This is a genomic window from Vibrio algarum (genome assembly GCF_028204155.1).
GTDB classification, from domain to species: Bacteria; Pseudomonadota; Gammaproteobacteria; order Enterobacterales; family Vibrionaceae; genus Vibrio; species Vibrio algarum.
Genome location: NZ_JAQLOI010000001.1, coordinates 2557121 through 2580329 on the forward strand (window position 1 = coordinate 2557121; position 23209 = coordinate 2580329).

At 41.2% G+C, this 23209-nt stretch carries 20 protein-coding genes, 3 pseudogenes, 1 riboswitch and 1 other annotated feature; of the genes and pseudogenes, 9 read left to right on the plus strand and 14 right to left on the minus strand.

Annotated elements, in window-relative coordinates; all coding sequences use genetic code 11:
* Positions 1-28: 28 nt before the first annotated feature.
* Genes PGX00_RS11910 through PGX00_RS11920 form a run of 3 tightly spaced genes read left to right on the plus strand, consistent with a single transcriptional unit; the run spans position 29 to position 3277 of the window.
* Positions 29-790, plus strand: coding sequence for an ATP-dependent zinc protease family protein (locus PGX00_RS11910; RefSeq protein ID WP_272136688.1), 762 nt, complete (start codon positions 29-31; stop codon positions 788-790).
* 15 nt (positions 791-805) lie between these two features.
* Positions 806-2314, plus strand: coding sequence for an inactive transglutaminase family protein (locus tag PGX00_RS11915; RefSeq protein WP_272136690.1), 1509 nt, complete (start codon positions 806-808; stop codon positions 2312-2314).
* Between the two features lie 3 nt (positions 2315-2317).
* The gene (locus tag PGX00_RS11920) at positions 2318-3277 is read left to right on the plus strand and encodes an alpha-L-glutamate ligase-like protein (RefSeq protein ID WP_272136692.1); all 960 of its coding nucleotides are present in this window, start codon (positions 2318-2320) and stop codon (positions 3275-3277) included.
* A 178-nt stretch (positions 3278-3455) separates the two neighbouring features.
* Here PGX00_RS11920 and PGX00_RS11925 read toward each other — a convergent pair whose 3' ends face one another.
* Together PGX00_RS11925 and cysS are read right to left on the minus strand one after the other, a co-directional pair.
* Positions 3456-4034, minus strand: a complete 579-nt coding sequence (locus PGX00_RS11925) for a thymidine kinase (protein ID WP_272136695.1) — start codon at positions 4032-4034, stop codon at positions 3456-3458.
* Between the two features lie 119 nt (positions 4035-4153).
* On the minus strand, positions 4154-5536 hold the full coding sequence (gene cysS, locus PGX00_RS11930) for a cysteine--tRNA ligase (protein WP_272136697.1): 1383 nt from the start codon (positions 5534-5536) through the stop codon (positions 4154-4156).
* Between the two features lie 241 nt (positions 5537-5777).
* Between cysS and PGX00_RS11935 the strand changes: the two genes are divergently transcribed.
* From PGX00_RS11935 to PGX00_RS11950, 4 genes and pseudogenes are all read left to right on the plus strand, one after another.
* Positions 5778-6272, plus strand: a complete 495-nt coding sequence (locus PGX00_RS11935; protein WP_272136699.1) for a peptidylprolyl isomerase — start codon at positions 5778-5780, stop codon at positions 6270-6272.
* Between the two features lie 31 nt (positions 6273-6303).
* A pseudogene (gene lpxH / locus PGX00_RS11940) lies at positions 6304-7031 on the plus strand (UDP-2,3-diacylglucosamine diphosphatase).
* 113 nt (positions 7032-7144) lie between these two features.
* Positions 7145-8358, plus strand: a pseudogene (locus tag PGX00_RS11945) (EAL and HDOD domain-containing protein).
* A gap of 82 nt (positions 8359-8440) precedes the next feature.
* Entirely contained in the window at positions 8441-8902 is a 462-nt protein-coding gene (locus PGX00_RS11950) for a YchJ family protein (protein WP_272136701.1), read from the plus strand.
* A 77-nt stretch (positions 8903-8979) separates the two neighbouring features.
* Here PGX00_RS11950 and hisIE read toward each other — a convergent pair whose 3' ends face one another.
* From hisIE to PGX00_RS11995, 9 genes and pseudogenes are all read right to left on the minus strand, one after another.
* Positions 8980-9618 (minus strand): bifunctional phosphoribosyl-AMP cyclohydrolase/phosphoribosyl-ATP diphosphatase HisIE, encoded by a 639-nt coding sequence (gene hisIE, locus PGX00_RS11955; protein ID WP_272136703.1) that lies wholly within the window; start codon positions 9616-9618, stop codon positions 8980-8982.
* Entirely contained in the window at positions 9615-10388 is a 774-nt protein-coding gene (gene hisF, locus PGX00_RS11960; protein WP_272136705.1) for an imidazole glycerol phosphate synthase subunit HisF, read from the minus strand. Before hisF ends, hisIE begins: the two co-directional genes overlap by 4 nt.
* Positions 10370-11107: a 1-(5-phosphoribosyl)-5-[(5-phosphoribosylamino)methylideneamino]imidazole-4-carboxamide isomerase gene (gene hisA, locus PGX00_RS11965; protein ID WP_272136707.1), complete on the minus strand. Its 738-nt coding sequence runs from the start codon at positions 11105-11107 to the stop codon at positions 10370-10372. The genes hisF and hisA overlap by 19 nt, the downstream gene beginning before the upstream one ends.
* A 99-nt stretch (positions 11108-11206) precedes the next feature.
* The gene (hisH, locus tag PGX00_RS11970; RefSeq protein ID WP_272136709.1) at positions 11207-11827 is read right to left on the minus strand and encodes an imidazole glycerol phosphate synthase subunit HisH; all 621 of its coding nucleotides are present in this window, start codon (positions 11825-11827) and stop codon (positions 11207-11209) included.
* Between the two features lie 14 nt (positions 11828-11841).
* A complete protein-coding gene (hisB, locus tag PGX00_RS11975; RefSeq protein WP_272136711.1) occupies positions 11842-12915 on the minus strand; it encodes a bifunctional histidinol-phosphatase/imidazoleglycerol-phosphate dehydratase HisB in 1074 nt (357 codons plus the stop codon).
* 10 nt (positions 12916-12925) lie between these two features.
* On the minus strand, positions 12926-13978 hold the full coding sequence (hisC, locus tag PGX00_RS11980; protein WP_272136713.1) for a histidinol-phosphate transaminase: 1053 nt from the start codon (positions 13976-13978) through the stop codon (positions 12926-12928).
* Positions 13979-13981: 3 nt separating this feature from the next.
* Positions 13982-15277: a histidinol dehydrogenase gene (hisD, locus tag PGX00_RS11985; RefSeq protein ID WP_272136715.1), complete on the minus strand. Its 1296-nt coding sequence runs from the start codon at positions 15275-15277 to the stop codon at positions 13982-13984.
* A 3-nt stretch (positions 15278-15280) separates the two neighbouring features.
* Positions 15281-16176: pseudogene (hisG, locus tag PGX00_RS11990) on the minus strand (ATP phosphoribosyltransferase).
* 262 nt (positions 16177-16438) lie between these two features.
* Positions 16439-16559, minus strand: a sequence feature (His leader region).
* A 97-nt stretch (positions 16560-16656) separates the two neighbouring features.
* Positions 16657-18252: a Na+/H+ antiporter NhaC family protein gene (locus PGX00_RS11995; protein ID WP_272136717.1), complete on the minus strand. Its 1596-nt coding sequence runs from the start codon at positions 18250-18252 to the stop codon at positions 16657-16659.
* A gap of 89 nt (positions 18253-18341) precedes the next feature.
* Positions 18342-18522, minus strand: a riboswitch (Lysine riboswitch).
* Between the two features lie 365 nt (positions 18523-18887).
* On the opposite strand from PGX00_RS11995, the gene PGX00_RS12000 reads away from it, so the two are divergent.
* The gene (locus tag PGX00_RS12000; RefSeq protein ID WP_272136719.1) at positions 18888-19298 is read left to right on the plus strand and encodes an H-NS family histone-like protein; all 411 of its coding nucleotides are present in this window, start codon (positions 18888-18890) and stop codon (positions 19296-19298) included.
* A 77-nt stretch (positions 19299-19375) separates the two neighbouring features.
* Here the strand turns inward: PGX00_RS12000 and PGX00_RS12005 are convergent, their stop codons facing one another.
* A complete protein-coding gene (locus PGX00_RS12005) occupies positions 19376-20680 on the minus strand; it encodes an inosine/guanosine kinase (protein ID WP_272136721.1) in 1305 nt (434 codons plus the stop codon).
* Here PGX00_RS12005 and PGX00_RS12010 point away from each other — a divergent pair.
* Positions 20679-20837 carry a hypothetical protein gene (locus tag PGX00_RS12010; RefSeq protein WP_272136722.1) on the plus strand — a complete coding sequence of 53 codons (159 nt, stop codon included), beginning with the start codon at positions 20679-20681 and terminating at the stop codon, positions 20835-20837. The genes PGX00_RS12005 and PGX00_RS12010 overlap by 2 nt on opposite strands.
* A 5-nt stretch (positions 20838-20842) precedes the next feature.
* Here the strand turns inward: PGX00_RS12010 and PGX00_RS12015 are convergent, their stop codons facing one another.
* On the minus strand, positions 20843-21538 hold the full coding sequence (locus tag PGX00_RS12015; protein ID WP_272136724.1) for a YccT family protein: 696 nt from the start codon (positions 21536-21538) through the stop codon (positions 20843-20845).
* An 87-nt stretch (positions 21539-21625) separates the two neighbouring features.
* Positions 21626-22591, minus strand: coding sequence for a porin (locus PGX00_RS12020; protein ID WP_272136725.1), 966 nt, complete (start codon positions 22589-22591; stop codon positions 21626-21628).
* Positions 22592-23209: the final 618 nt, after the last annotated feature.

Consider the following 23209-nt stretch of genomic DNA (forward strand, 5'->3'; position numbering starts at 1 on the left):
TATTATCCTACTGAAATAAAGGTAAAAAATGTTGAAATTGGCTTTTTCTCTCATCGCAATAAGCTTACTCGCAGGATGTGCGTCTACAAGCAGCGAAAAGCAGAACCAAGAAACGCTTAATGCAATAAAAGAATCGGAATCAAAAATTGCCAATGAAATCGAAACAATCAAACTCGGCCTCAGCAATCAGTCTGATTATATTGCCAGCTTAGAATCGGAAGTGCTTGGTTTACAGAATAAAATTACTAAGCTTGCCCCACAGAAACAGATAAGTACAAGCGTAACGGAAGTTTCATCAGAGGAAAAATATCACGAGACTCAGGCCAGCAATCAAGAAAACCCACCTTATGATCACCTCGTCATTCTTGGTGCTATTGAGAATGTTCAACTAGAAAATATCGAACAACCCTACAGCGCTCGTATTGATACGGGGTCGACTACCTCATCAATTAATGCCGTTGATATTGAAGAATTTGAGCGTGATGGTAAGAAGTGGGTTAGATTTAACCTAAATGAACCAGATGCTGAGAATGCTGGCAAAATATGGATAGAAGCTCCTGTTGTTAGATTTGCCAATATTCGCCAGTCAAATTCAGACACCTTAGAAAAGCGCGCAGTGATCGAATTATGGGTAAAAATAGGGGAAATTCATGAAAAATCTCAATTTACGCTGGCGAATCGTTCGCAAATGAGCCACCCTGTTTTACTGGGAAGAGAGTTTATTCAAGATATTGCGTTAGTTGATGTTAGTAAAACGTTTCTTCTCTCAAAACCAAGAAAAAACATCTAAAATTTAGGGACAATTATGACGTCAAGAATACCTTTTTATTTCCTTATTGGATTGCTCGTTATTGCTGGTATTTGGCTAAATGTTATGCGCCATGAAAATTACGGCGTACCGTGGACTCCGGGAGAAAAACGCCAAGTATGGGATATTGAAGCTCGCATCGAATTCAGTGGTATCGGTGAGCCATCTAAAGTTTCTCTAGCTGCACCCAACACGCAACCTGGCTATACGCTCATCGATGAGTCAGCCTCATCACCTGGTTACGGCATCGCATACGTTCATTCAGATTCGGGTAGACGAGCAGAATGGTCTATTCGTCACGCTGACGGACCACAGACCATTTACTATAAAACTCAATTTCTTGCCGATGACCAAGCTAAAATAGACCCAATACCGCCCTCTAAAGACCCAATATTGAAGCCTACTTTTGATGGACCACAAGAAGCGGCCGTCAAATCCATTATTGGACAAGCGACTCAACGTAGCGCCGACAACATTACCTTTACGAGAGAAGTACTCAAAGGCCTCAATGACAGCGATAGCCAAAGTGCTGCGCTACTATTAGACCAGTCAAGTAAAGCAAAGGTGGTTTCGAAACTACTTTCTTACGCTGACGTTCACAACAAAACGGTGGGGGTTGTTTATCTAGAAGATGGGCGTCGCCGTCAAAATATCAATAAAATGGTTCAGGTGTGGGACGGTCAAAATTGGGTTTTATTTGACCCAGAGTCCGGCACGCAAGGCAGAGCTGAAGATGTCCTTATTTGGGACGAATCCAATGTTTCGCTGCTTGATGTTGTTGGTGGTAAAAACAGCCAAGTACACTTCTCGATGATTGCGCAAGATATCTCACCAAAAGCAGCAACAGAAAGTAAAGTGAACGCCGACAACCTGCTCAACTTCTCAATTCATAGCCTCCCATTAGAAGAACAGGCTATGTTTAAAACCATCATGCTTATCCCAATTGGTGCGTTAATTGTCGTATTTTTAAGGGTCATTATTGGTCTTAAGACATCGGGCACGTTTATGCCTGTTTTGATTGCGGTAGCATTTGTCCAGACACAACTGGTAACCGGTATCGTCGGATTCTTGCTCATTGTGGGTACAGGTCTAATTATTCGCAGTTACTTATCCAAACTCAACCTGCTACTGGTAGCACGGATATCTGCGGTAATTATCACCGTAATATTAATTATTTCTGTCTTTACCGTTGTGGCTTTCCGAATCGGTCTTACCGAAGGACTGAGCATTACTTTCTTCCCTATGATCATCCTTTCTTGGACTATCGAACGCATGTCGATTCTTTGGGAAGAAGAAGGCCCTAAAGAGGTATTCTTTCAAGGTGGAGGCTCATTGCTCACGTCGATTATCGTTTATCTGGCGATGACGAATAGCTACATACAGCACATGACTTTTAATTTTATTGGCGTACAACTACTTATCCTTGCCGCTATTTTAGCACTTGGTAATTATACCGGTTATCGCCTAACGGAATTGCGTCGCTTTAAGCCATTGACGGAGGACTAGCCTATGTTTGGAAGCTTCACCTCCCCTTTTAAGCTAAAAGATAAAGGCATCATGGGAATGAACACCAGGAACCACAGTTATATTGGAAGATATAACGACCGTTCTAAATACCCTTTAGTTGATGATAAATTAAAAACCAAAATCATTGCCGAGCAGGCTGGTGCAACGACACCAGCATTAATCGGGGTCATACGACAACAAGCCGAAGTAAAACGCGTTCACGCTATGGTAAAAGAGTGGCCAGGATTCGTGATTAAGCCGGCGCAAGGCAGTGGTGGTAAAGGCATACTCGTTGTTATTTCTCACAAAGATGGGGTTTACACTAAGCCTTCAGGGGCAACCTGTAACGAACAAGACGTAGAAAGACACATAAGTAATACGTTGGCTGGCCTCTTTTCATTAGGTGGCAAAAATGATGTAGCGGTTGTAGAAAACTTAATTAAGTTCGATGATTGCTTTGAGGGCTTTAGTTATGAAGGTGTGCCAGATGTGCGCATCATCGTTTTCAAGGGCTACCCGGTAATGGCTATGATGCGCTTATCAACATCAGCTTCTGATGGTAAAGCTAATTTACACCAAGGTGCCGTAGGCGTTGGTATTGATATCGCGACAGGCAAAGCTGTTCGAGCAGTACAATATGACCAACCTATTAAACTTCACCCTGATACCGATAAAGAACTCCACACACTACAAGTTCCTCATTGGGAAAAACTGCTCGTTTTAGCATCAAGTGCTTGGGAGATGACGGGCTTAGGTTATATGGGTACCGACATGGTGCTTGATAGAGAAGAAGGTCCAATGGTGCTCGAGCTCAATGCTCGCCCTGGATTAGCGATTCAGATAGCCAACGGTGCAGGTTTATTACCACGGCTCAGACACATAGAGAGTCTAGGTATGCCAGCAGAATACCCTAAACCTCTAGAAAGAGTCGCTTATGCTGCGAAACAATTTGGTGTGAGTTAGTTCTTTATTTTTCTTACTCTAACCATACCAATAGTGACTAACGGGCCAGATGAAATGTGTTCGATGGAGCGAACATCAAAGGGTAAGAATGCCCTTTGTTAAGCGTATATAGTAATAAAGGGTTAACCCGACTTTCGTTGGTTAACCCTTTATTATTTTGCTCAACGTTTAACTTAAATTATTTACCTAACGCTTCTTTATAGTGCAATCGACACATTGATACGTATTTGTCATTGCCACCAATCGCAACCTGATCACCTTCTGCAATAGGGTTTCCACTTTCGTCGGTACGAATAACCATATTAGCTTTTCGACCGCAATGACAGATCGTTTTCAGCTCGACCAACTTATCTGCCCATGAAAGCAGATACTTGCTCCCTTCGAAAAGTTCGCCTTGGAAATCGGTACGCAAACCATAACAAAGCGCAGGGATATTAAGCTTATCAACCACTTCCGTTAGTTGATATACCTGTTCTTTCGTCAGAAACTGACATTCATCCACTAGAATGCAATGCAGCTTTTTTTCACTGTTTAGCTTTTCAATTTCTGCATACATGTTTGAATCGTTGCGAAATAAATGAGCATCAGATTGTAAACCAATCCTTGAGCTAACCTTACCTACACCATAACGATCGTCCAGAGCCGCCGTAAAAATCACGGGATTCATGCCACGTTCTTGATAGTTGAAGGAAGATTGTAGAAGTGTCGTCGACTTACCCGCATTCATTGACGAGTAATAAAAATACATCTGAGCCATGATTGATTCTCGGTTCTGGTTCTCGGTTCATCAAACTGAATATTGGCCGTTACTCTACTAACACGCGAACCGAGAAAACGCGTTACGAGTAACCGCCTATATTAATCTTTAAGTTAGGCCTAACCTTTTCGCCACGTTGTACCTTCAGGACCATCTTCTAAAACAATGCCTAATTCCGCCAATTTGTCCCGTGCAAGATCGGCGTTCGCCCAATCTTTAGACGCTCGAGAATCGTTACGTAGCTTAATAAGCGCTTCTATTTCAGCAACTTCATCATCATCTCCTGAAGTGCCTTTCAAAAAGGCCTCAGGATCTTGATGGAGGATACCGATAACATCCGCTAACTCACGCATCAGTGCACCAAGTTTAGAAGCCAGTTGAATATCTTCTGCCTTAACTCTGTTTACTTCTCGTGCCATATCAAAAAGCACCGAGTAAGCTTCAGGCGTATTAAAATCATCATTCATTGCATTAGAAAAACGACTTACATACTCATCATTGGATGCTGGTTCTGCATCAATATCGAGCCCTCGCAAGGCCGTATATAGACGCTCTAAGGCGGAACGGGCTTGATTAAGGTTCTCTTCACTGTAGTTCAATTGGCTACGATAATGTCCAGACATCAGGAAGTAACGGACCGTTTCAGCATCATAATGACTTAGTACATCGCGAATGGTAAAAAAGTTACCCAATGATTTAGACATTTTTTCTTTGTCTATCATCACCATACCACTATGCATCCACGTATTTACGTACTGGGTATCGTGAGCACAGCAAGATTGAGCAATCTCATTCTCATGATGTGGGAATTGCAGATCAGAACCGCCGCCATGAATATCGAAATGATTACCTAAAATAGCCGAGTTCATGGCTGAACATTCGATATGCCAACCAGGTCGACCGTTACCCCAAGGTGACTCCCAAATAGGTTCACCGGGTTTAGACATCTTCCACAACACAAAATCCAAAGGGCTACGTTTCGCACTTTCAATATCTACTCGCGCACCCGCTTGTAATTGATCTAGATCTTGCTTGGATAACTTGCCATATTCATTGAATTTTTTAACTTCAAACATAACATCACCGTTATCGGCAACGTACGCGAAACCACGTTCAATTAACTTCTCGACAAGATCGATAATCTCTTGGATATAATGTGTCGCTCTTGGCTCCACATCTGGACGTTTCATATTTAATGCGTCGAAATCTTGATACATGTCTTGGATCAGACGCTCTGTCAGAGATTCGCAACTCTCACCATTTTCGGCTGCTCGTTTAATAATTTTATCGTCAATATCGGTAATATTACGCACAAAATTAAGATCATAGCCAAGAAAACGCAGATAACGCGAAATGACATCAAAAGAGACAAATGTACGACCGTGACCGATATGACAGAGATCATAAATGGTTACCCCACACACATACATGCCAATTTTACCGGCAGTGATTGGTTTAAATTCCTCTTTTGTACGTGTGAGTGTGTTATATATTTTTAACATGATCTCTATCTGGTCTTATTGAAATTAAATAGGCGGTGAGTATATCAATTCCAGTTTGAATAGGTAACCGTTTTTGTCTCAGTTGTTTAGCATCGAACCATGACGCTTTATAAATACTAGAGTCACCCCCAAAGCTCTGCTCAAGAAGCCATCAAGTAGAACAAAATGAAGCATATTTGCTTGTTTGCTGTGTTAAGCTAGAATCCATACTTCAGAACAAAACAATGAAAAGGTAAAAATCATGATCATCCTTCACACTAATTTTGGTGATATCAAAGTTCAGCTTAACGAAGAAAAAGCACCAGAAACTAGCGCGAATTTCCTTCAATATTGTCGTGACGGTTTTTACGACAACACTCTTTTCCACCGTGTTATCGATGGCTTCATGATCCAAGGCGGCGGTATGACGTCTGGCTTGAAAGAGAAAACAACCCGTGCGTCAATTAAAAACGAAGCGAACAATGGGCTAAGCAATAGCGTTGGTACATTAGCGATGGCACGTACAATGGAACCGCACTCAGCAAGCTCTCAGTTTTTCATCAACGTAAACAACAACACGTTTTTAGATTTTAAATCTGAAAGCATGGACGGTTGGGGTTACTGTGTATTTGCAGAAGTTGTTGAAGGCATGGACATTGTTAACAAAATTAAAGCAGTAAGCACAGGTTCTATGGGTATGCATCAAGATGTACCACTAGAAGAAGTACTGATTACTGGAACAACAATCGAAGAGTAAAAAGATGGGGAGTTACGACTCCCCTATTATTATGCCCACTTTATTTATATCAGATTTACACCTCACCCCTTCTCGACCCGATATTACAGAAAGCTTTACAAAATTCATGGATACGCAAGCAGTAAAAGCTGACGCCCTGTATGTTTTGGGGGATCTTTTTGAGTTTTGGATTGGCGATGACGATGATAGCGACTTTAGTATTGCCATAAAAAATCAATTTAAGGCATTGGTTGAATCCGGCGTCCCTTGCTTTTTTATACAGGGTAATCGCGACTTTTTGGTCGGTAAACGCTTTGAAAAAGAGACAGGTATGACTCTACTCGATGAAGTATGTGTCATAGACCTTTATGGAGAGCAGGCGGTGATTCTTCATGGCGACACTCTATGTACCGATGATATCAAGTATCAAGCCTACCGAGAAAAAGTACACCAACCTTGGCTGCAATGGATTTATAATCGTCTACCGTTCTCGCTTAAAAAGAAAATAGTCTCTAAGGTTCAATCCGATATTGGCGAAGAAAAAAAGAGAAGTCGCTAGACATCATGGATGTAAATCAAGAAACCGTTGAAAGGGTTCTCGCAAAACATAATACAAGTCTCATGATTCACGGCCATACACATCGACCAAATGTACATAAATTCTCTGTTAAAGGGACGGAATGTACTCGAATAGTGCTAGGTGATTGGTACGAACAGTGCTCCATCTTAAGCTACAGTAAAGGTTCATATTCGCTAGAAAATCGCGCGTATGATAACTAATTAACAGTTTGGTCATAAAAGATCCGCTAATTTAGGTGACAATGATGCTTTTTTTCATAAAGCATCATAATATTTAATGACATAACAATAATACGAGCAAATAAACCCGATAAATGAAATACTCATACGTGGCCCGTCAACCAATACTTGATACTGAAAAAAATACCGTCGCCTATGAGCTTCTTTTTAGGGACGGTCCTAAAAATACCTTTCCTGAAATCGAACCAGAAAAAGCAACCAATAGGCTATTATCCGATCAATTTTTAGGTAGTGAATACCGTGCCATTGGTGACAAGCTAGGGTTCGTTAATTTTCCTTACCAAAGCTTAATTAATCAAATACCGACACTTTTTCCCAAAGAAAAAATCGTCATCGAAATATTAGAAGACTGTGAACCTAGCGACGAACTGCTCAAGGCAATTATTACCCTTAAAAATAAAGGATATAAGATTGCACTAGATGACTTTGTCCCTAGTCCAGCTTGGAAGCGATTCCTTCCTTATGTTCAGATTATTAAGTTTGACATTCAAATTGTTCCTATCAGTAAAGCGAAAAGGTTTATCGAGCGTTTAAAAGGCTCAAAAATAGAATTTCTTGCCGAAAAGGTCGAGACATACGACGAATATCAAGATGCTATTGCTGCGGGTTTTGTTTATTTTCAAGGTTACTTCTTTAGTAAACCAGAAATGATCCAACAAAAATCGATAGAACCTTCTTTCCTTACTGTTGTTCAACTTTGTAAAGCCATAGCTACAAAAGAAGTCGACTACTCTGAAGTAGAACGCATAGTCGCAGCGGATGTCACTCTCTCATACAAACTGCTACGATATGTCAATTCTTCCGCACTTCTCTCTTCGAAAATTCAATCCTTTCATCAAGCACTTGCTTACTTAGGTGAAGATAAACTAAGGAAGTTTGTTTCTCTTGTTGCTATCGCTTCAACTGAATTAGCTAAGCCCGAGTCACTTTATAACTTGTCAATTCAACGGGCAAGATACTGTGAACTTTTAACTGGCTGTGCCGCTAAAAAAACCTATCCAGTCAGGCCTTTTTAACCGGTATATTTTCTTTACTCGATTCCTTATTAGATCAGTCTCTTGAGGCTATCGTTGATTCAATACCTATCGACGATGCTATTAAAAAAGCACTGTTAGCACAAGAAGGTGATCTAGGGGATATTCTTAAGCTTGCCGTTGCATACGAACGTGCCGATTGGGATGCAGTAAACGAATTAAGCCAACAACTGAAAATCGATAAACAGTGCTTAGGCGATTGTTATGAAAAATCCGTTGAATGGACAGAAGAGCTCTTTAGTGGGCCAACGTAAACATGAAATTTTTGCCACTAGATTGGCAGATCATATTAAACCCCACCATTCTTAAAATGATGGCTGTGTTAAAGGAGTAAACATGTCTCACTGCCCTTGCGGAAGCGCTAAGGCCTATACCGAATGCTGCCAACCAATACACCAAAACCACGCACTAGCTATTTTACCCGAACAGCTAATGCGCGCCAGATATTGCGCCCACGTCCTTAAACTTATCGACTTTGTCATAAAAACTTATCACCCAAGTTGCGATGCAGAAAGCCAAAGAGACGGCATAACGGAGTCGGTAAATATGGGTTGGCAAAGACTAGAAGTGGTTGATGCTCCGCTACCAATAGGTGATACCGGTTTTGTCGAATTTAAAGCTTATCTCGTCGAACAAGGTACAGAACAGTGCATGCACGAACGCTCACGCTTTATCAAAGAACACGATTTTTGGTACTATATTGATGGTGAATTTCCAGCAGAACAGGCGAAAAAAACCGGACGAAATGACCCTTGTGGTTGTGGGAGTGGCAAAAAATTCAAAAAGTGCTGTGGATAAAACAAAAAAGGTGCGTAGAAATAAATCTACGCACCGATACGCTTAGCAATGGCCATTAGAGTTAGACGTTCTATAAACTATTTATGTCGCTCTTTAAGCTTATTCACAACATCATTCATAGATAACCCTTGGTCTTGTAAAAGCACCAACAAGTGATAAATAAGATCAGCGGATTCACATACTAACTCCGCCTTGTCACCCGACGTTGCCGCAAGCGCGACTTCAACGCCTTCTTCACCGACTTTCTGCGATATACGCTTGGTACCACGGGCGTATAGGCTGGCAGTATAAGAGGAATCAGGATCGGCATCTTTGCGAGCAGCCAATAAAGATTCAAGTTGATGAAGCCACACCATTTGCGAAGCTTCTGCATTATCTGCATCAAAACAAGTTGTGGTTCCAGTATGGCAAGTCGGCCCAATAGGATTGACCAAAACAAGCAAAGTATCGTTATCACAATCTAAAGAAATATTTTTAAGTTGTAGCACGTTACCCGATGTTTCACCTTTCGTCCAAAGACGAGACTTTGTACGAGAGAAAAAAGTCACTTGTTCAGTTTCTAGTGTTTTTTCTAACGCTTCTGGGTTCATATATCCCATCATGAGCACTTGGCTAGACTGAAAGTCTTGTACGATCGCTGGTACTAGTCCATCTACCTTGTCCCAATCAATTCTATCAACCAAACTACCGATTTTAGTCTCTACTGAGCTACTCATAAACGTATCTCCACGCCTTCTTTTTTCAAATATGTTTTTAGTTCACCAATATTGATGACTTGTTTGTGGAAAACGGAAGCAGCAAGCGCTCCATCTACGTTGGTCTTCTTGTAAGCCTCAGCAAAATGTTCCATTGCACCAGCACCACCAGAAGCAATCAGTGGAACATGGCACACTTCTCGAACCATATTAAGCTGTTCGATATCGTAACCGTTGCGAACCCCATCTTGGTTCATCATGTTCAATACTATTTCGCCAGCACCACGCTTTTGAACCTCTTTAACCCAGTCTCGCGTTTCCCATTTAGTGGCTTTGGTACGCTCTTCATCACCGGTAAATTGGTACACTTGGTACTTACCGGTTTCCGCGTCAAAATAAGAGTCAATACCCACAACAATACACTGAACACCAAATTTATCGGCAAGATCAGTAATCAGCTCTGGGTTAGCAAGTGCTGGTGAATTGATCGACACTTTATCTGCTCCGAACTCAAGGATACGAGAAGCGTCTTCGGCAGACTTAATGCCACCTGCAACGCAAAAAGGTATATCAATAACTTCGGCAACGCGGGCTACCCAGCTTTTATCGACAACGCGACCATCAGATGATGCGGTAATATCGTAAAAAACCAGTTCGTCAGCGCCCTCTTCAGCGTATCGCTGAGCGAGAGGAACGATATCGCCAATTATCTCATGATTGCGAAATTGAACACCTTTAACCACTTGTCCATCACGGACATCCAAACAAGGAATTATTCGCTTAGCCAGCATTGGAAAGCCTCCTCTGCGGTAAATTTACCATCTAACAGTGCACGACCAACAATAACACCGGCAACACCAGTCCCCTTAAGGGCTTCGATATCAGCTAGGCTGCCAATGCCCCCCGAGGACTGGAATTGAACCTGTGGATATAACTTACAAAGGTCAACATACAACTCAACGTTAGACCCCGCTAGCGTACCGTCGCGCGAGATATCCGTACAAAGTACATGTTGTAAGCCTACCGTCAGATAATCGTCTATCAAAGCTTCAATGGTGACACCTGAATCTTCTTGCCATCCAGAAATAGCCACTTTGCGCGTGCCGGCTTGATCGATATTAATATCTAATGCGAGAACAATTTTCTCAGCACCGTATTTTTCCATCCATCCTTTCACCATTTCTGGTTGTTTAACGGCCGTAGAGCCGACAACAACACGCTGCGCACCGGCATCTAGTAGCCCAACCACATCTTCTTCAGTTCTAACACCACCGCCAATTTGCACGTTAGCAGGCGTGCTAGCAATTAAAGTCGCAATTAAATCGAGCTGACGAGCATGAATATCTTTAGCCCCAGTAAGGTCTACAAGGTGCAACCAGTTTGCACCGGCTTGATGGTAAAGATTGAACTGTTCTGCAGGGTCCACTTTATATTCAGTAACCTGACCATAGTCTCCTTGGAATAAGCGAACGACTTGGCCTTCAATTAAATCTAGTGCGGGAATAATCACAACAAAATCCTTTTTCCTATCATTCATTTTTACAACAAGCTTTAAACGGTTCTAAAAACAAATTCTAAGCATTCTAAAAATAACAATTTCAACGCGTTTCTATATAACTAGCTCTAAAAAGTTCTTAATTAATCGAGAGCCAGCCTTACTAGAGCGTTCTGGGTGAAATTGAACACCATAATAGTTACCGCTTTGAACCGCCGCAGTAAACGGTTTACCGTAATCACAAGAAGCAATGGTGTCATCGCCAATAGGCATAGCGTAACTATGCACAAAGTAGAAATACTCACCTTCTTCTATTCCGGCAAATAATGGGTTGCCTTTTTCAGCAGAGACCGTATTCCAGCCCATATGTGGCAAAGGTAATTCACCTGTATCCATTAATTTAACTTCGCCGTCACAGAGAGCGAGACATTCGACAATATCATTGCCAACCGACCCTTTCTCATAAGACAGTTTTCCAAGTAGTTGCATACCCAAGCAGATACCCAGCAGTGGTTTCTCTACCTTTTTAACGAGTTCGATAAGATCACGTTCTGCGAGGTTTTTCATCGCTTCACTCGCGGTTCCTACTCCTGGTAAAAACAGCTTATCTGCGGCTAAAACGACACTCGGTTCTTTTGATATTGTGACTGGGTAACCAAGACGTTCAATGGCAAATTTGACAGATGACACGTTGGCACAACCAGTATCGATGATGACGACATTCTGACTCATCACGCTCTCCTTCTCCATTAGAGTACGCCCTTACTACTTGGAAGCTCATTACCTTCAACCTTAATAGCTTGGCGAAGCGTACGTCCAAACGCTTTGAACAGACTTTCAATAATATGATGGTCATTGTCACCAGATGACGAAAGGTGCAGTGTGCAAGCAAGCGTATCGGTTAGCGAGCGGAAGAAATGCTCGACCATTTCCGTTGAAAGATCACCCACCAACTCACGGCCAAACTCGGCTTCAAATTTTAGATACGGACGACCTGACAGATCGAGCGCACACTGAGCTAAACATTCATCCATAGGCAGACTAAAGCCGAAACGACCAATACCACGCTTATCACCGAGGGCTTCTTTTAAAGCTTGCCCTAAAGCCAATGCTGTATCTTCAACAGAGTGATGGTCATCGATGTGTAGATCACCGTCGACGTTCACCTGCATTTGAAATGCACCATGAGTGGCAATTTGATCAAGCATATGATCAAAGAAACCTAACCCCGTGGAAATTTTATTTCCACCTTGGACATCTAAATTCACAGCGACAGAAATATCGGTCTCTTTTGTCGTTCTTACTACTTTCGCAACACGTTCATTGACGGTTAAATCACGTAAAATTGCAGGCCAGCCCATGGTCTTTGGGTTGTACTGAATACCACGTATCGCCATATTTTCCGCTAACTGAAGGTCTGTTTCACGATCACCAATAACCGCTGAGGTTTTGAAATCAACCTTTCCGTTCTGAAGATACTCTTTTACCATACCTAATTTAGGTTTTCGGCAAGTACAGTTGTCTTCTTCAAAATGCGGGCACAGTAAAACATCATCAAATATCACACCTTGAGACTCAAAAATCTCCATCATCATATTATGCGGTGCATCAAATTCGTCTTGAGGATAACTATCCGTTCCGAGTCCATCTTGATTTGTAACCATCACAAGACGGTAACCTGCGTTTTGCAAAGCCAAAAGACTTGGTATAACAAATGGTTCTAACTTGAGTTTATCTAAACGATCGACCTGAAAATCGATTGGTGGCTCAACAATTAAGGTGCCATCTCGGTCAATAAATAGAATTTTTTGTTGGTTGCTCACTTAACTATCCTTATGCAGTGCGTTCATCCAGTTGTTTTTTAATGAAGTTGGCGGTCACTTCGCACTCTTCTCTATTGCCAACGCTAATTCGAATACAGTCTTTGATTGGTGAATTGCGTAGAATAATACCATTGTCCCATGCACTCTTAAAAAGAGCATCACCTTCTGAACACTGAATTAACAAGTAATTGCCCCAACCTTGGTAAACCGTCATCCCTTCTATCGAGGACAATACTTGTTCTAGATAGTCACGATTTCTGTTTAGTTCGCTCACTTGTTCTTTGGCCCTAGACAATCCCGCCTCAGATAGTGCCTGACAAGCGATGTCAGTAACAGGAATCGGAACTGGATACGGTGCGATAACTTTAAGTAAAACGTCAATCAGAGGTTTATTTGCCAGCGTAAATCCACATCTTAGCCCCGCTAGAGCAAACGCTTTAGATAAGGTTCTTAAAATGGCCAAGTTTTCGTACTCGGCAAGCAGATCTTTGGTAGATGCCTCAGGGCAAAAATCGATGTACGCTTCGTCCATCACGACGATTGCTCTATCTTTCGTTATTTCTAACAAAGCGACGATATCTTCACGCTTTATCAAATTACCTGTTGGGTTATTTGGACTACATACAAAGACAAGCTTCACGTTCTCTAAGTTTGCCTCTATACCGTCTAAATCCAGTTGCCAATCCGATGTAGAAGGGACAATTTTTGTTTCAATGCCAATGGTTTCAGCGCTAATCGAATACATTCCATACGTCGGTGGGCAATATAAAATTGCGTCTTCACCCGGTTCACAAAATGCTCTCACCAATAACTCAATTCCTTCATCCGCACCGCGAGAGGTAAGTACCTGTTCAGGCTCAACATCCGCATACGACGCGTAAGCCTCTATCAACTCTTTAGGCTGGCAACTGCTATAGCGATTCAGTCTTTCGAATGAGGTCTGATACTGGTTATTGAACGGTGATTCATTCGCGTTTAGCCAAACGTCCCCACTTCCCCCGATTCTCCTAGCGGAGAGGTACGGCGTAAGCTTTTGAACTTGTTTTCGAGCGAGCTTTTCCATTCGCTACTCCCCTTTTTCTAGCGCTTCTACACGAATGGTCACTGCACGCTTATGTGCATCTAACCCTTCGGCTTCAGCCATTGTCACAACCGTAGACGCTAGGCCTCTCAATCCGTCTGCAGAGAGCTCTTGAACCGTCATTCGCTTAGAAAAGTCGGCAAGACCTAAGCTCGAATAGGTTCGAGTATATCCGTAGGTTGGAAGTACATGGTTGGTGCCAGACGCATAATCACCCGCAGATTCAGGAGACCAATCACCTAAGAAAATTGAACCAGCATTATCTAATAACGGCAAAAGTGCTCTTGGGTTTTGTGTTTGAACGATAAGGTGTTCTGGGCCATAAAAATTTGAAATCGAAACACATTGCGAAATAGATTCTGCGATAACAATGATACTTGAACCTAATGCCTGTTCGGCGATATCTGCTCGAGACAGTTTTTTCAACTGAGCTTGAACGGCATCGGCGACTTTATCGGCAATAATTGGCGAAGGCGTAAGAAGTACAACTTGCGAATCAGGTCCGTGCTCTGCTTGGCTTAGCAAATCAGCTGCAACAAACTCTGGGTTTGCCGTCTCGTCGGCGATGACCAAGACTTCTGAAGGGCCGGCAGGCATATCTATTGCCGCGCCACGAAAATCATTACTTACTTGTCGTTTCGCCTCTGTAACATACGCATTACCGGGGCCAAATATCTTTTCTACTTTTGAAACGGTCTCTGTTCCGTAAGCCATAGCTGCAATCGCTTGACCACCACCGACATTGTAAACTTCATCGATTTTACAAAGTTTGGCAACGTATAAAATTTCATCCGCAATCGGTGGTGGTGAACAAAGAACCACTTTACGACAACCTGCAATTTGTGAAGGAACACCCAACATCAATACAGTGGATGGTAGCGGCGCACTACCCCCTGGTATATATAAACCGACCGTGTTAATCGGCCTTGTTACCTGTTCACAAACCACACCGGGTTGCGTTTCTACCTTGAGTGGTTGCGGCTTCTGCGCTTCATGAAAAACAGAAATATTTTTGTACGCTTGTTCTAGCGCATTTTTCATTTTTTCAGACAGCCTAGCCGAAGCGGCATCTATTTCTTCATTAGATACTCGAATGGATTTTGGCGTCACACCATCAAATTTTTGAGTCAACTCTGTCAGTGCTTTATCGCCTTCAAAACGGACTTTTCCGATGACATCCTGCACCGCCGCTGTAATATTTGCGCCTTCGGCAATTGCCGGACGCTCTAAAACTGAGTCTTGCTGCGATTCACTTAAAGATTGCCAAACAACAGTTTTCATCACTTACTCCATCATTTTTTCAATTGGTAGTACCAAAATAGAGCTAGCACCAAGCTCTTTAAGCTGCTCCATTGTTTCCCAGAAAAGGTTTTCAGTACTGACCAAATGTACTGCTACACGATTTTTCTCGGCTGCCAGAGGTAATACCGTTGGATCTTCCGCGCCAGGTAAAAGTGCTTTAATAGCTTCAAGTTGCTCAGTTGGAGCGTGCAGCATGATGTATTTAGACTCTTTAGCTTGGATTACACCTTGCATACGGGTAAGTAACTTATTGATAAGAGCTAGCTTATCTTCATCAAACTCACCAGCACGCTGAATCAAGGTTGCTTTAGAACGGAAGATAACCTCAGCTTCTTTTAAACCATTTGCTTCTAATGTTGCACCCGTTGACACAAGATCGGCAATAGCGTCGGCAAGGCCTGCGCGAGGAGCAACTTCTACAGAACCTTGAAGGTTACAAGTGCTAAACTCTACGCCTTGCTCATCCATATACGCTTTTAAAAGATGTGGGTAGGTTGTTGCGATGCGCTTACCGTTGAGGTCTTGTGGGCCGTTATATTCATCATCCTGATTAATAGCAATAGATAAACGACAACCACCAAAGTCTAATCGACGCAGAGCAACAAATTCACTTGCTTCTCCTAAAGCAACTCTGTCTAAACGAACCTCTTCTAGTTCGTTCTCACCAATAAAACCGAGGTCAACGACGCCATCCATAACCAAGCCTGGGATATCGTCATCGCGCACGAGTAATAGGTCGATTGGCATATTTTCCGCGTGAACAACAAGACGCTCACCCATTAAATTAAACTTAGCACCACATTTTTTTAGGAGTTCTTGGCACTCTTTACTTAAGCGGCCTTTTTCTGGATTGCGATTCTTAGTCGTTGTGTTTGCATTACTCTATTCCCTGTCTAAATATTCGTTATTTTTTTAATTTCTAAATTCGATTTATGCTATACCAATAGCAATAATTATGTGTTCAAAATGAATTCGATTCCGCTAACCACTGAAGACCTCCCTGTTCGCTAAGAAATAGCACTCCATGCCTATTTATGTTCACTAAATCGAACACTTTTTGTCTAAGTCGCAAATTAACAACATTTGTATAACTAATTATTGACACTACTTGGTGCATATTGAGTTAAGTGGTCTGAAACCAAAAAACCCTCGGGGTTTTATTTCCCGAGGGTTCGAATCTTAGATTTGACCTCCGGGAGTTATTATCTCCCGGGTATGCGCACATCGCCCGAAAGACTACTCAGGGTGATGATGGTGATGAATGTTCATTACAAATATACGCATAATTTCTTAGTTCCTTTCGCTTACAACCACACTAACTAAGCTCGATTCAATTTTCAACCTAAAAATTGCTTTTTTTAGGCATTTTGCATCTGTAAACCTTTTGATTTAGATAATACAGACAAAATAAAGCAAGCAATGATGAAAGCAATGAACGTAGCAGCGAAAGAAATCGCTACAGAATTGGTCATACCAAGAATAACAAAACCGATACTAGAGATTATCGCAACGGTAATAGCATAAGGTAACTGAGTCGCGACGTGGTCGATATGATTACAACCGGCCCCTGTAGAGGACAAAATGGTGGTATCTGAAATAGGTGAACAGTGATCACCAAATACTGAACCAGCCAAAACAGCACTTAACATAGGTAACATCATTGCTAAGTCAGTCGCGCCTGCCATATCACCCGCGATAGGTAACATTATTCCAAATGTTCCCCATGAGGTCCCTGTAGAGAAAGCCATCAATCCAGACAATAAGAATAAAATAACCGGAAGCCAATGAACGCCAATATTACCTTGAATTAAAGAGGATAAATAAGCCCCTGTCTTCATGTCACCGATAACAGAACCAATAGACCAAGCGAAAATCAATATTAATATGGCGCTAAACATAGACTTAGCACCAATCCAGACTGTTTTGGTAATATCGCTGGTAGGTAATTTTTGTTTAAATACAGTGAACAACGCAGTAAATAGTCCTACGAGGCCTCCATATACTAAAGAAGAACCTACATCTGTATTTTCGAATGCACCTAATAATGAAAATGTTTTCCCATCAGATACCAGTGCTGAGTTCCCGGTATATAACATTGCCGTAACCGTCGCGAATATCAGAAATAAAATAGGAAGGATCAAATCAGACACTTTTCCATATTCACTCTCGACAATATCTAGCTCTTCATTTAATTCTTTCGCATTAGAATGGTCTTCTTCAGGACGAATTTTACCCGTTAATGAAGCGAGGTGTTCATGCTTACTCATTGCACCAATATCTATTTGGAACCATGCGACAGCAAAAACCATCAATAAAGCAAAAACGGCATAAAAATTCATTGGGATTAAGCGCAAATAAGCACCCAAAGCTGAATATTCAGTTAAACCATGGCTTACTAAAATTCCACTTATAATCGTCATTATATAAGCACCCCAACTAGACGCGGGCATTAATACACACATAGGCGCCGCCGTTGAATCCAATATATAGGCTAGTTTTGCACGGGACACATTGTAACGATCTGTCACAGGGCGCGATATTGCACCAACCGCTAGGCTGTTAAAATAATCATCAACAAAAATGAACACACCTAAAAAAGCAGCAAGCAATTGCGAACCACGTTTATTCTTTACCTTAGTTTGCGCCCATAGAGCAAATGCTCTTGTGCCCCCTGACAGCGTTAATAAAGCAGTCATCATTCCTAAGATAACAAGAAAAGCAACAATACTCATATTCCAAGTATTGATACCACCATCTTCGATAAATACACTTTTGACTGTGGTACCTATATAGCCAAGCGAATTCGAAAAAGAATAATCAGCTAAAAGAAAAGCACCCAATAGAATACCAATTCCTAACGAAAGCAGTACTCGACGAGTGACAACAGCAAGGCCTAAAGCCATTAATGGTGGTAATAAAGATAAGGGTGAAGAAGCAAAATCTACTAAATTCATGATCTACAAAAACCGATTGGTTAGAGATCTACTGCAGAATCAACACTTAAATATGTTAATGGTAAGTAAAAGGAAATCCATAGTCCTCGACCCACAGTAGCGCTCCATAGTTAAAATTAAATATACTATGGCAGTGTTGTACTTATTAAATACAACCCCAGCAAGCGGGCTTGATAATCTCGCTTGCTTCGGCAATAACTCCTTTCCAGACTACCCATTGGCATCACCCCAATAGAATGTACTAATAGTTATTGCGCCTCTACCTCTGTAAACAGTTAAAATATAAGAAAAAAATATTATTCACATCTTAAAACTGAATAAGGCGTGCATGATTGTACGGATCTATCCCCTTTTTGCAACATAAAAGCGCATTTTAAAGCATAATAATCAATAGATTTAGCCACAAAAGCATTCACATATGAAATATGTCACTAAAATGAATGGAAAACAGGTTAATCACAAGTCATTTAAAGTAATTACTCACTGAATTAACAATATGAGTTAAAATTATTAAACCTTATATATCCCTATAAAAACTATTATTAGATATATTTAGTTTAATCTAAAATAATTTGGTGATATTTAATTTGGCTGTTACTATTATCGTGTTGAATAATAATCAGATGGGACGCCACATGTCAGAACTTACAAAAACTTTGCTCAATATTCGCAGCTTACGTGCTTTTGCACGCGAATTAACTTTTGAGCAGTTAGAAGAAGCCTTAGAAAAACTTACCCTAGTTGTTGAAGAACGTCGTTCAGCAGCAGAAGAAGAGAAAGCAGCATTAGCAGAAAGAGAAGCTAAACTTGCTGAATATGCACAAATGATTGCAAAAGATGGAATTGACGTTGAAGATTTAATTTCAGCACTATCAGGTGAGACTAAAACGAAAACTCGCAAAAAACGCGAACCTCGCCCTGCAAAATACAAATATATTGATGCAGTTAGTGGTGACGAAAAAACATGGACAGGTCAAGGTAGAACACCTTCTTCTATCCAATCACAACTTGATGCAGGTAAATCTTTAGACGATTTCCTAATCTAGTTTACAAAGAAAAAAATAGTAAGAGCGCCTACTTAGCGCTCTTTTTTTATCTTTAAATTATATTAATTCAGGCTGAATTATCTTTCCCAATACGCTTCTTCTAAGCTATCTTCGCGTTCTGGTAATCCCCTAGATAACCGAGGAGAATGCTGTACTAATACTTCGTAACTCGCTCTATTTGCATATTTACACACTTGCGAAAATGACGAATAAGTTAAATAAGGGTATTGGTGCTTACTTGAATTAGGTACATTTTCTTTATGGTACCTATTTGCCGCCATATCATGAAGTAGTGCAGACAAAGCCGCATCACCAGCACCGTTGGTATTTTTAATTTTCTCTGGCCCGCCCATATAAGGTGCAATATGGGAGTAAACCTTAATAGGCGATTCACATGCTGCTTTAATCGTAGGTCGGCTGAATTCATACTGATTAAACTCAGCAATCGCCCCCGGTAAAAGTGGCAACGACGTTGCTCTCTTAGCATCATCCTCTGTATAACCTGCCATAAATAGACCTACAGGCCCTGCAGTGCATAACACTAAGTCAACCCAATCTAATGTCTTGTCTGCTGCTAACAAAGGATCATGATGCCCTGTAAGCGCTTCAGCTTCATCTTCGTTCATTGCAACAACAGACACATGATCGTTCAAAAATTCTTGCCAAAATAGTGGGTCGTCTTGAATAACAAACTTTGTACCCAGTGTAAGAACAACAGGTACCTGATATTTTTTGGCGTATTCTATCGCTTGCCTCGTTGCGTCAGGCATAGGGTCACCATTTTTACAACGAACCAAATAAGCGGTTAATACCAACGCGGAAGCATTTTTAAAAATAGACTCTGGGATGCTCTCTGGTCTAAGTTGGTTCATCTGACCTTCACTAATAGCGAACGTTCTCTCACCATCATCGGATATCAAAGCGAAACAACGCCCTATCGCACCGGTAACAGCTTGAAGGTAGTTTAAATCCATTCGGCTAGAGGTATTACATAAATAGCGATAGCCATAGCTGCCTATCTCAATATCTTTACTCATTACACCAAGCAGTGTTGACTTATCATCGGCAAGCACAGAGTAATTGTGCAACGTATTACCAATGGTTCCACCAGCAAATTCATTGCTAATCAAATCCTCTTTCTTTAGTTGCTTATAGAGAGACTCTGCCGTTTCGTCATCAATGACCAATGAATGGCCTTTGCTTAGACCATACTTATCAATAAAATGATCAGGTACACGCGCTTCAATATCCACTAACGTTTGATCGATCCCAACAATATGCGTACGCGTCATCTTTTTATTGGTTTGAGCTTGAGTAACCAAAGGATCACGTGCGTGAACAGGAAAGTAATGTTTAGATTTACGTTGACCAGGAAATTTCATGAGTGATTCTGCTGATAGTAGAGGCGAAAAGGTAATTCTAGCCTGTGTAATTTATAACAGCAATAAGACGGTAAAAAGCAAACGTTTTCGTGGCGGGAATATTATTCAGATAACAAAAAGCCGCCAATATAAATCAAAGGCGGCTTTCACAAAATAAAGAGATTATTCTTGGTCAATCATCCATTTACGGAACTCTTTACGCTCTGCTTTAGAAGCTTTTAGGTACCAAGCTTTGAGTTGATCGGTATTTGAAATAGTTCCTGGTTGACTGCTCATTGACCCATTGCTTTTCACTTCATTTACAGTCGAAACGGTGGCAGCTGTTGCAGTCGTTGCTGCTGCGACACCCGCAGTATCGGTCACCGTGGCCGTGGTGATAAGCGTGGCGTTATCGCCAAACATAATACCATTACTTTGGTTGTATTCCACCACCATATTTTCTATGCCTTTATAGGGCATAAAACCAGGTTTCGGTGGCAGTTTATTCATTGTGAAGTCGACATCTTTACCGTTAGAAATCAATTTCCAATCTGGCGTTTTCTTAAAGTGGTTCTTCGCCTGTTCATGACTGTAAACGGTAGGGGCAACGATCTCTATATCAGCTTCTTTCGCATCAAACTGGAGAAGATAAGGCGCGGAATCGAACGTCTGTTTGGAAGAGCCTTTCCCTAGTCTCGCGGTCATTCGAACCACTATCTGCGTGAACCCTGGTTTGACCGATGTTACTTCCACTGTGGATTCAGTCTCAACTTGATTTACAACCAGTAACCTCACGTTTTGAGTTGGTATGATTTCTGCGGCTAAAGACGCGCCTGAAAACAACAGACTAAACATACACACTGATACGACTTTTTTCATGTACACCTCAATTATTTGAATTTTAGCGAATATAACAAAAAACCACCCGAAAGGGTGGTTTTAAATCAAGCATCTAAAAAACTAATTTTAGAATTCAGATTTGATACCTACAGCGTAACCAGTATCTGTATTACTTTCGTCAGTTCCACCAATTTCAGCGTAGATAGTAGTTGAAGGTGCAACAGCGTAACCTGCGTTTACGAAGTAAGTAGTCACATCACTTTCACCAGCAGCATCAAAGTCTGTACCACTCACACCTGCAGCGAATTTCCATGCTTCAACAGTATAGTCAGCCGCGAAAGCAATTGTGTTAGCTGTTTTTTCAAGTTCATAATAACCTAGTTCTAGGTTAAGTGCTTCGATGCCGCCAAAGCGAGCTTCAAGCGCCCACACATCATTCTCAGCACTACCATAGTGACCGTAGAATGCTGTAAAATCAAAATCAGCAACACGAACACCGATGTTCATATCAACTAGCTCAGTACCTGAATTTGTTACTGAAGTAATAATGTCTCCATAAGTGTCGCTTTCACTATCCGTATCTAGAACGGATTCTTCACTATAAGCGTTGTCACCTTGATTACCTTGGTATGCGATACCAGCGTAAACCATACCTGTGTCAAGTTGATATTTAATAGTTTCACTACCACCAAAATCTAAGTCATCAAAAGCTGAACTAACACCGAACTGGTAGTCAGAACCGATACCCGCGTCATCTAGGATAGTCGCTGTTTTACCTACTTTAGCTGTGTGCATGCCAGAGTAGATACCGAAGTATGCGTCGCCAGTGTCCGCTGTACCGCCGTCACCAGAGAATTCCCAGAACGCACCGACAGAGATATCTTCAGTTGCTGCATAGCGAACGTCAAAAGAGAAGTCAGCATCTTGAAGGTCTTGACCAGGGTTTGAATCTTTAGTTGTATCTTTTAGATAAACAACTTCTAAGTCACCGCCTAGATCAACTGACACGCCGTCTTGGTTGTATAGTTCAATACCTGCGTTAGCTGCTGTAGATGCAACTAGTACTGATAGTGCTAATAGAGTCTTTTTCATAATAATATCCACTGCCTTTTCTTAAGAAAATTTAGGAAATCCTTTTCGGTTCCCTTTTTTTATTTTATTGATGATAACGTTTTACCAATTTGGCTACCCGTCACCACCACTAAATTTCGAAACCTAGATTGCAAAAGAAATCGCCTCATGTCAAACACATAAAAAAATAAAAATAAAAATACATAAAACAATAAAAAACAGAGACTTAACACAGGAAACATTCATCACGCTTATCATAATACCAATCAAACAGCTCCAAATTAAACATAGATGCAGCGGCACATAACAGCTTATAACACTGCAAGTACGATTACAAAGACAATAAAACAGCACAATACAGCTACTAAAAGACACTTTTTAAAAATATAATTCTATATCAACTTCCTCTAACGTAACATTTTGGAAGGTTCAGTTTTTTTTGTGATCTTGATCCTATTTTAGTTAGAAAAGAACTGAATTTGTGACTCAAATCGCGAGATCAAGACGATAAATTACTAACGAAAATAAATTCTTATCTAAATTAATTCCGTAATCAGACCGTCATATAAATATGCTTCGTGATTGCACTCACATATTCTTGAGCCATAGAGCGGAGGTCTTTGCTGTGCTAGACTGCGC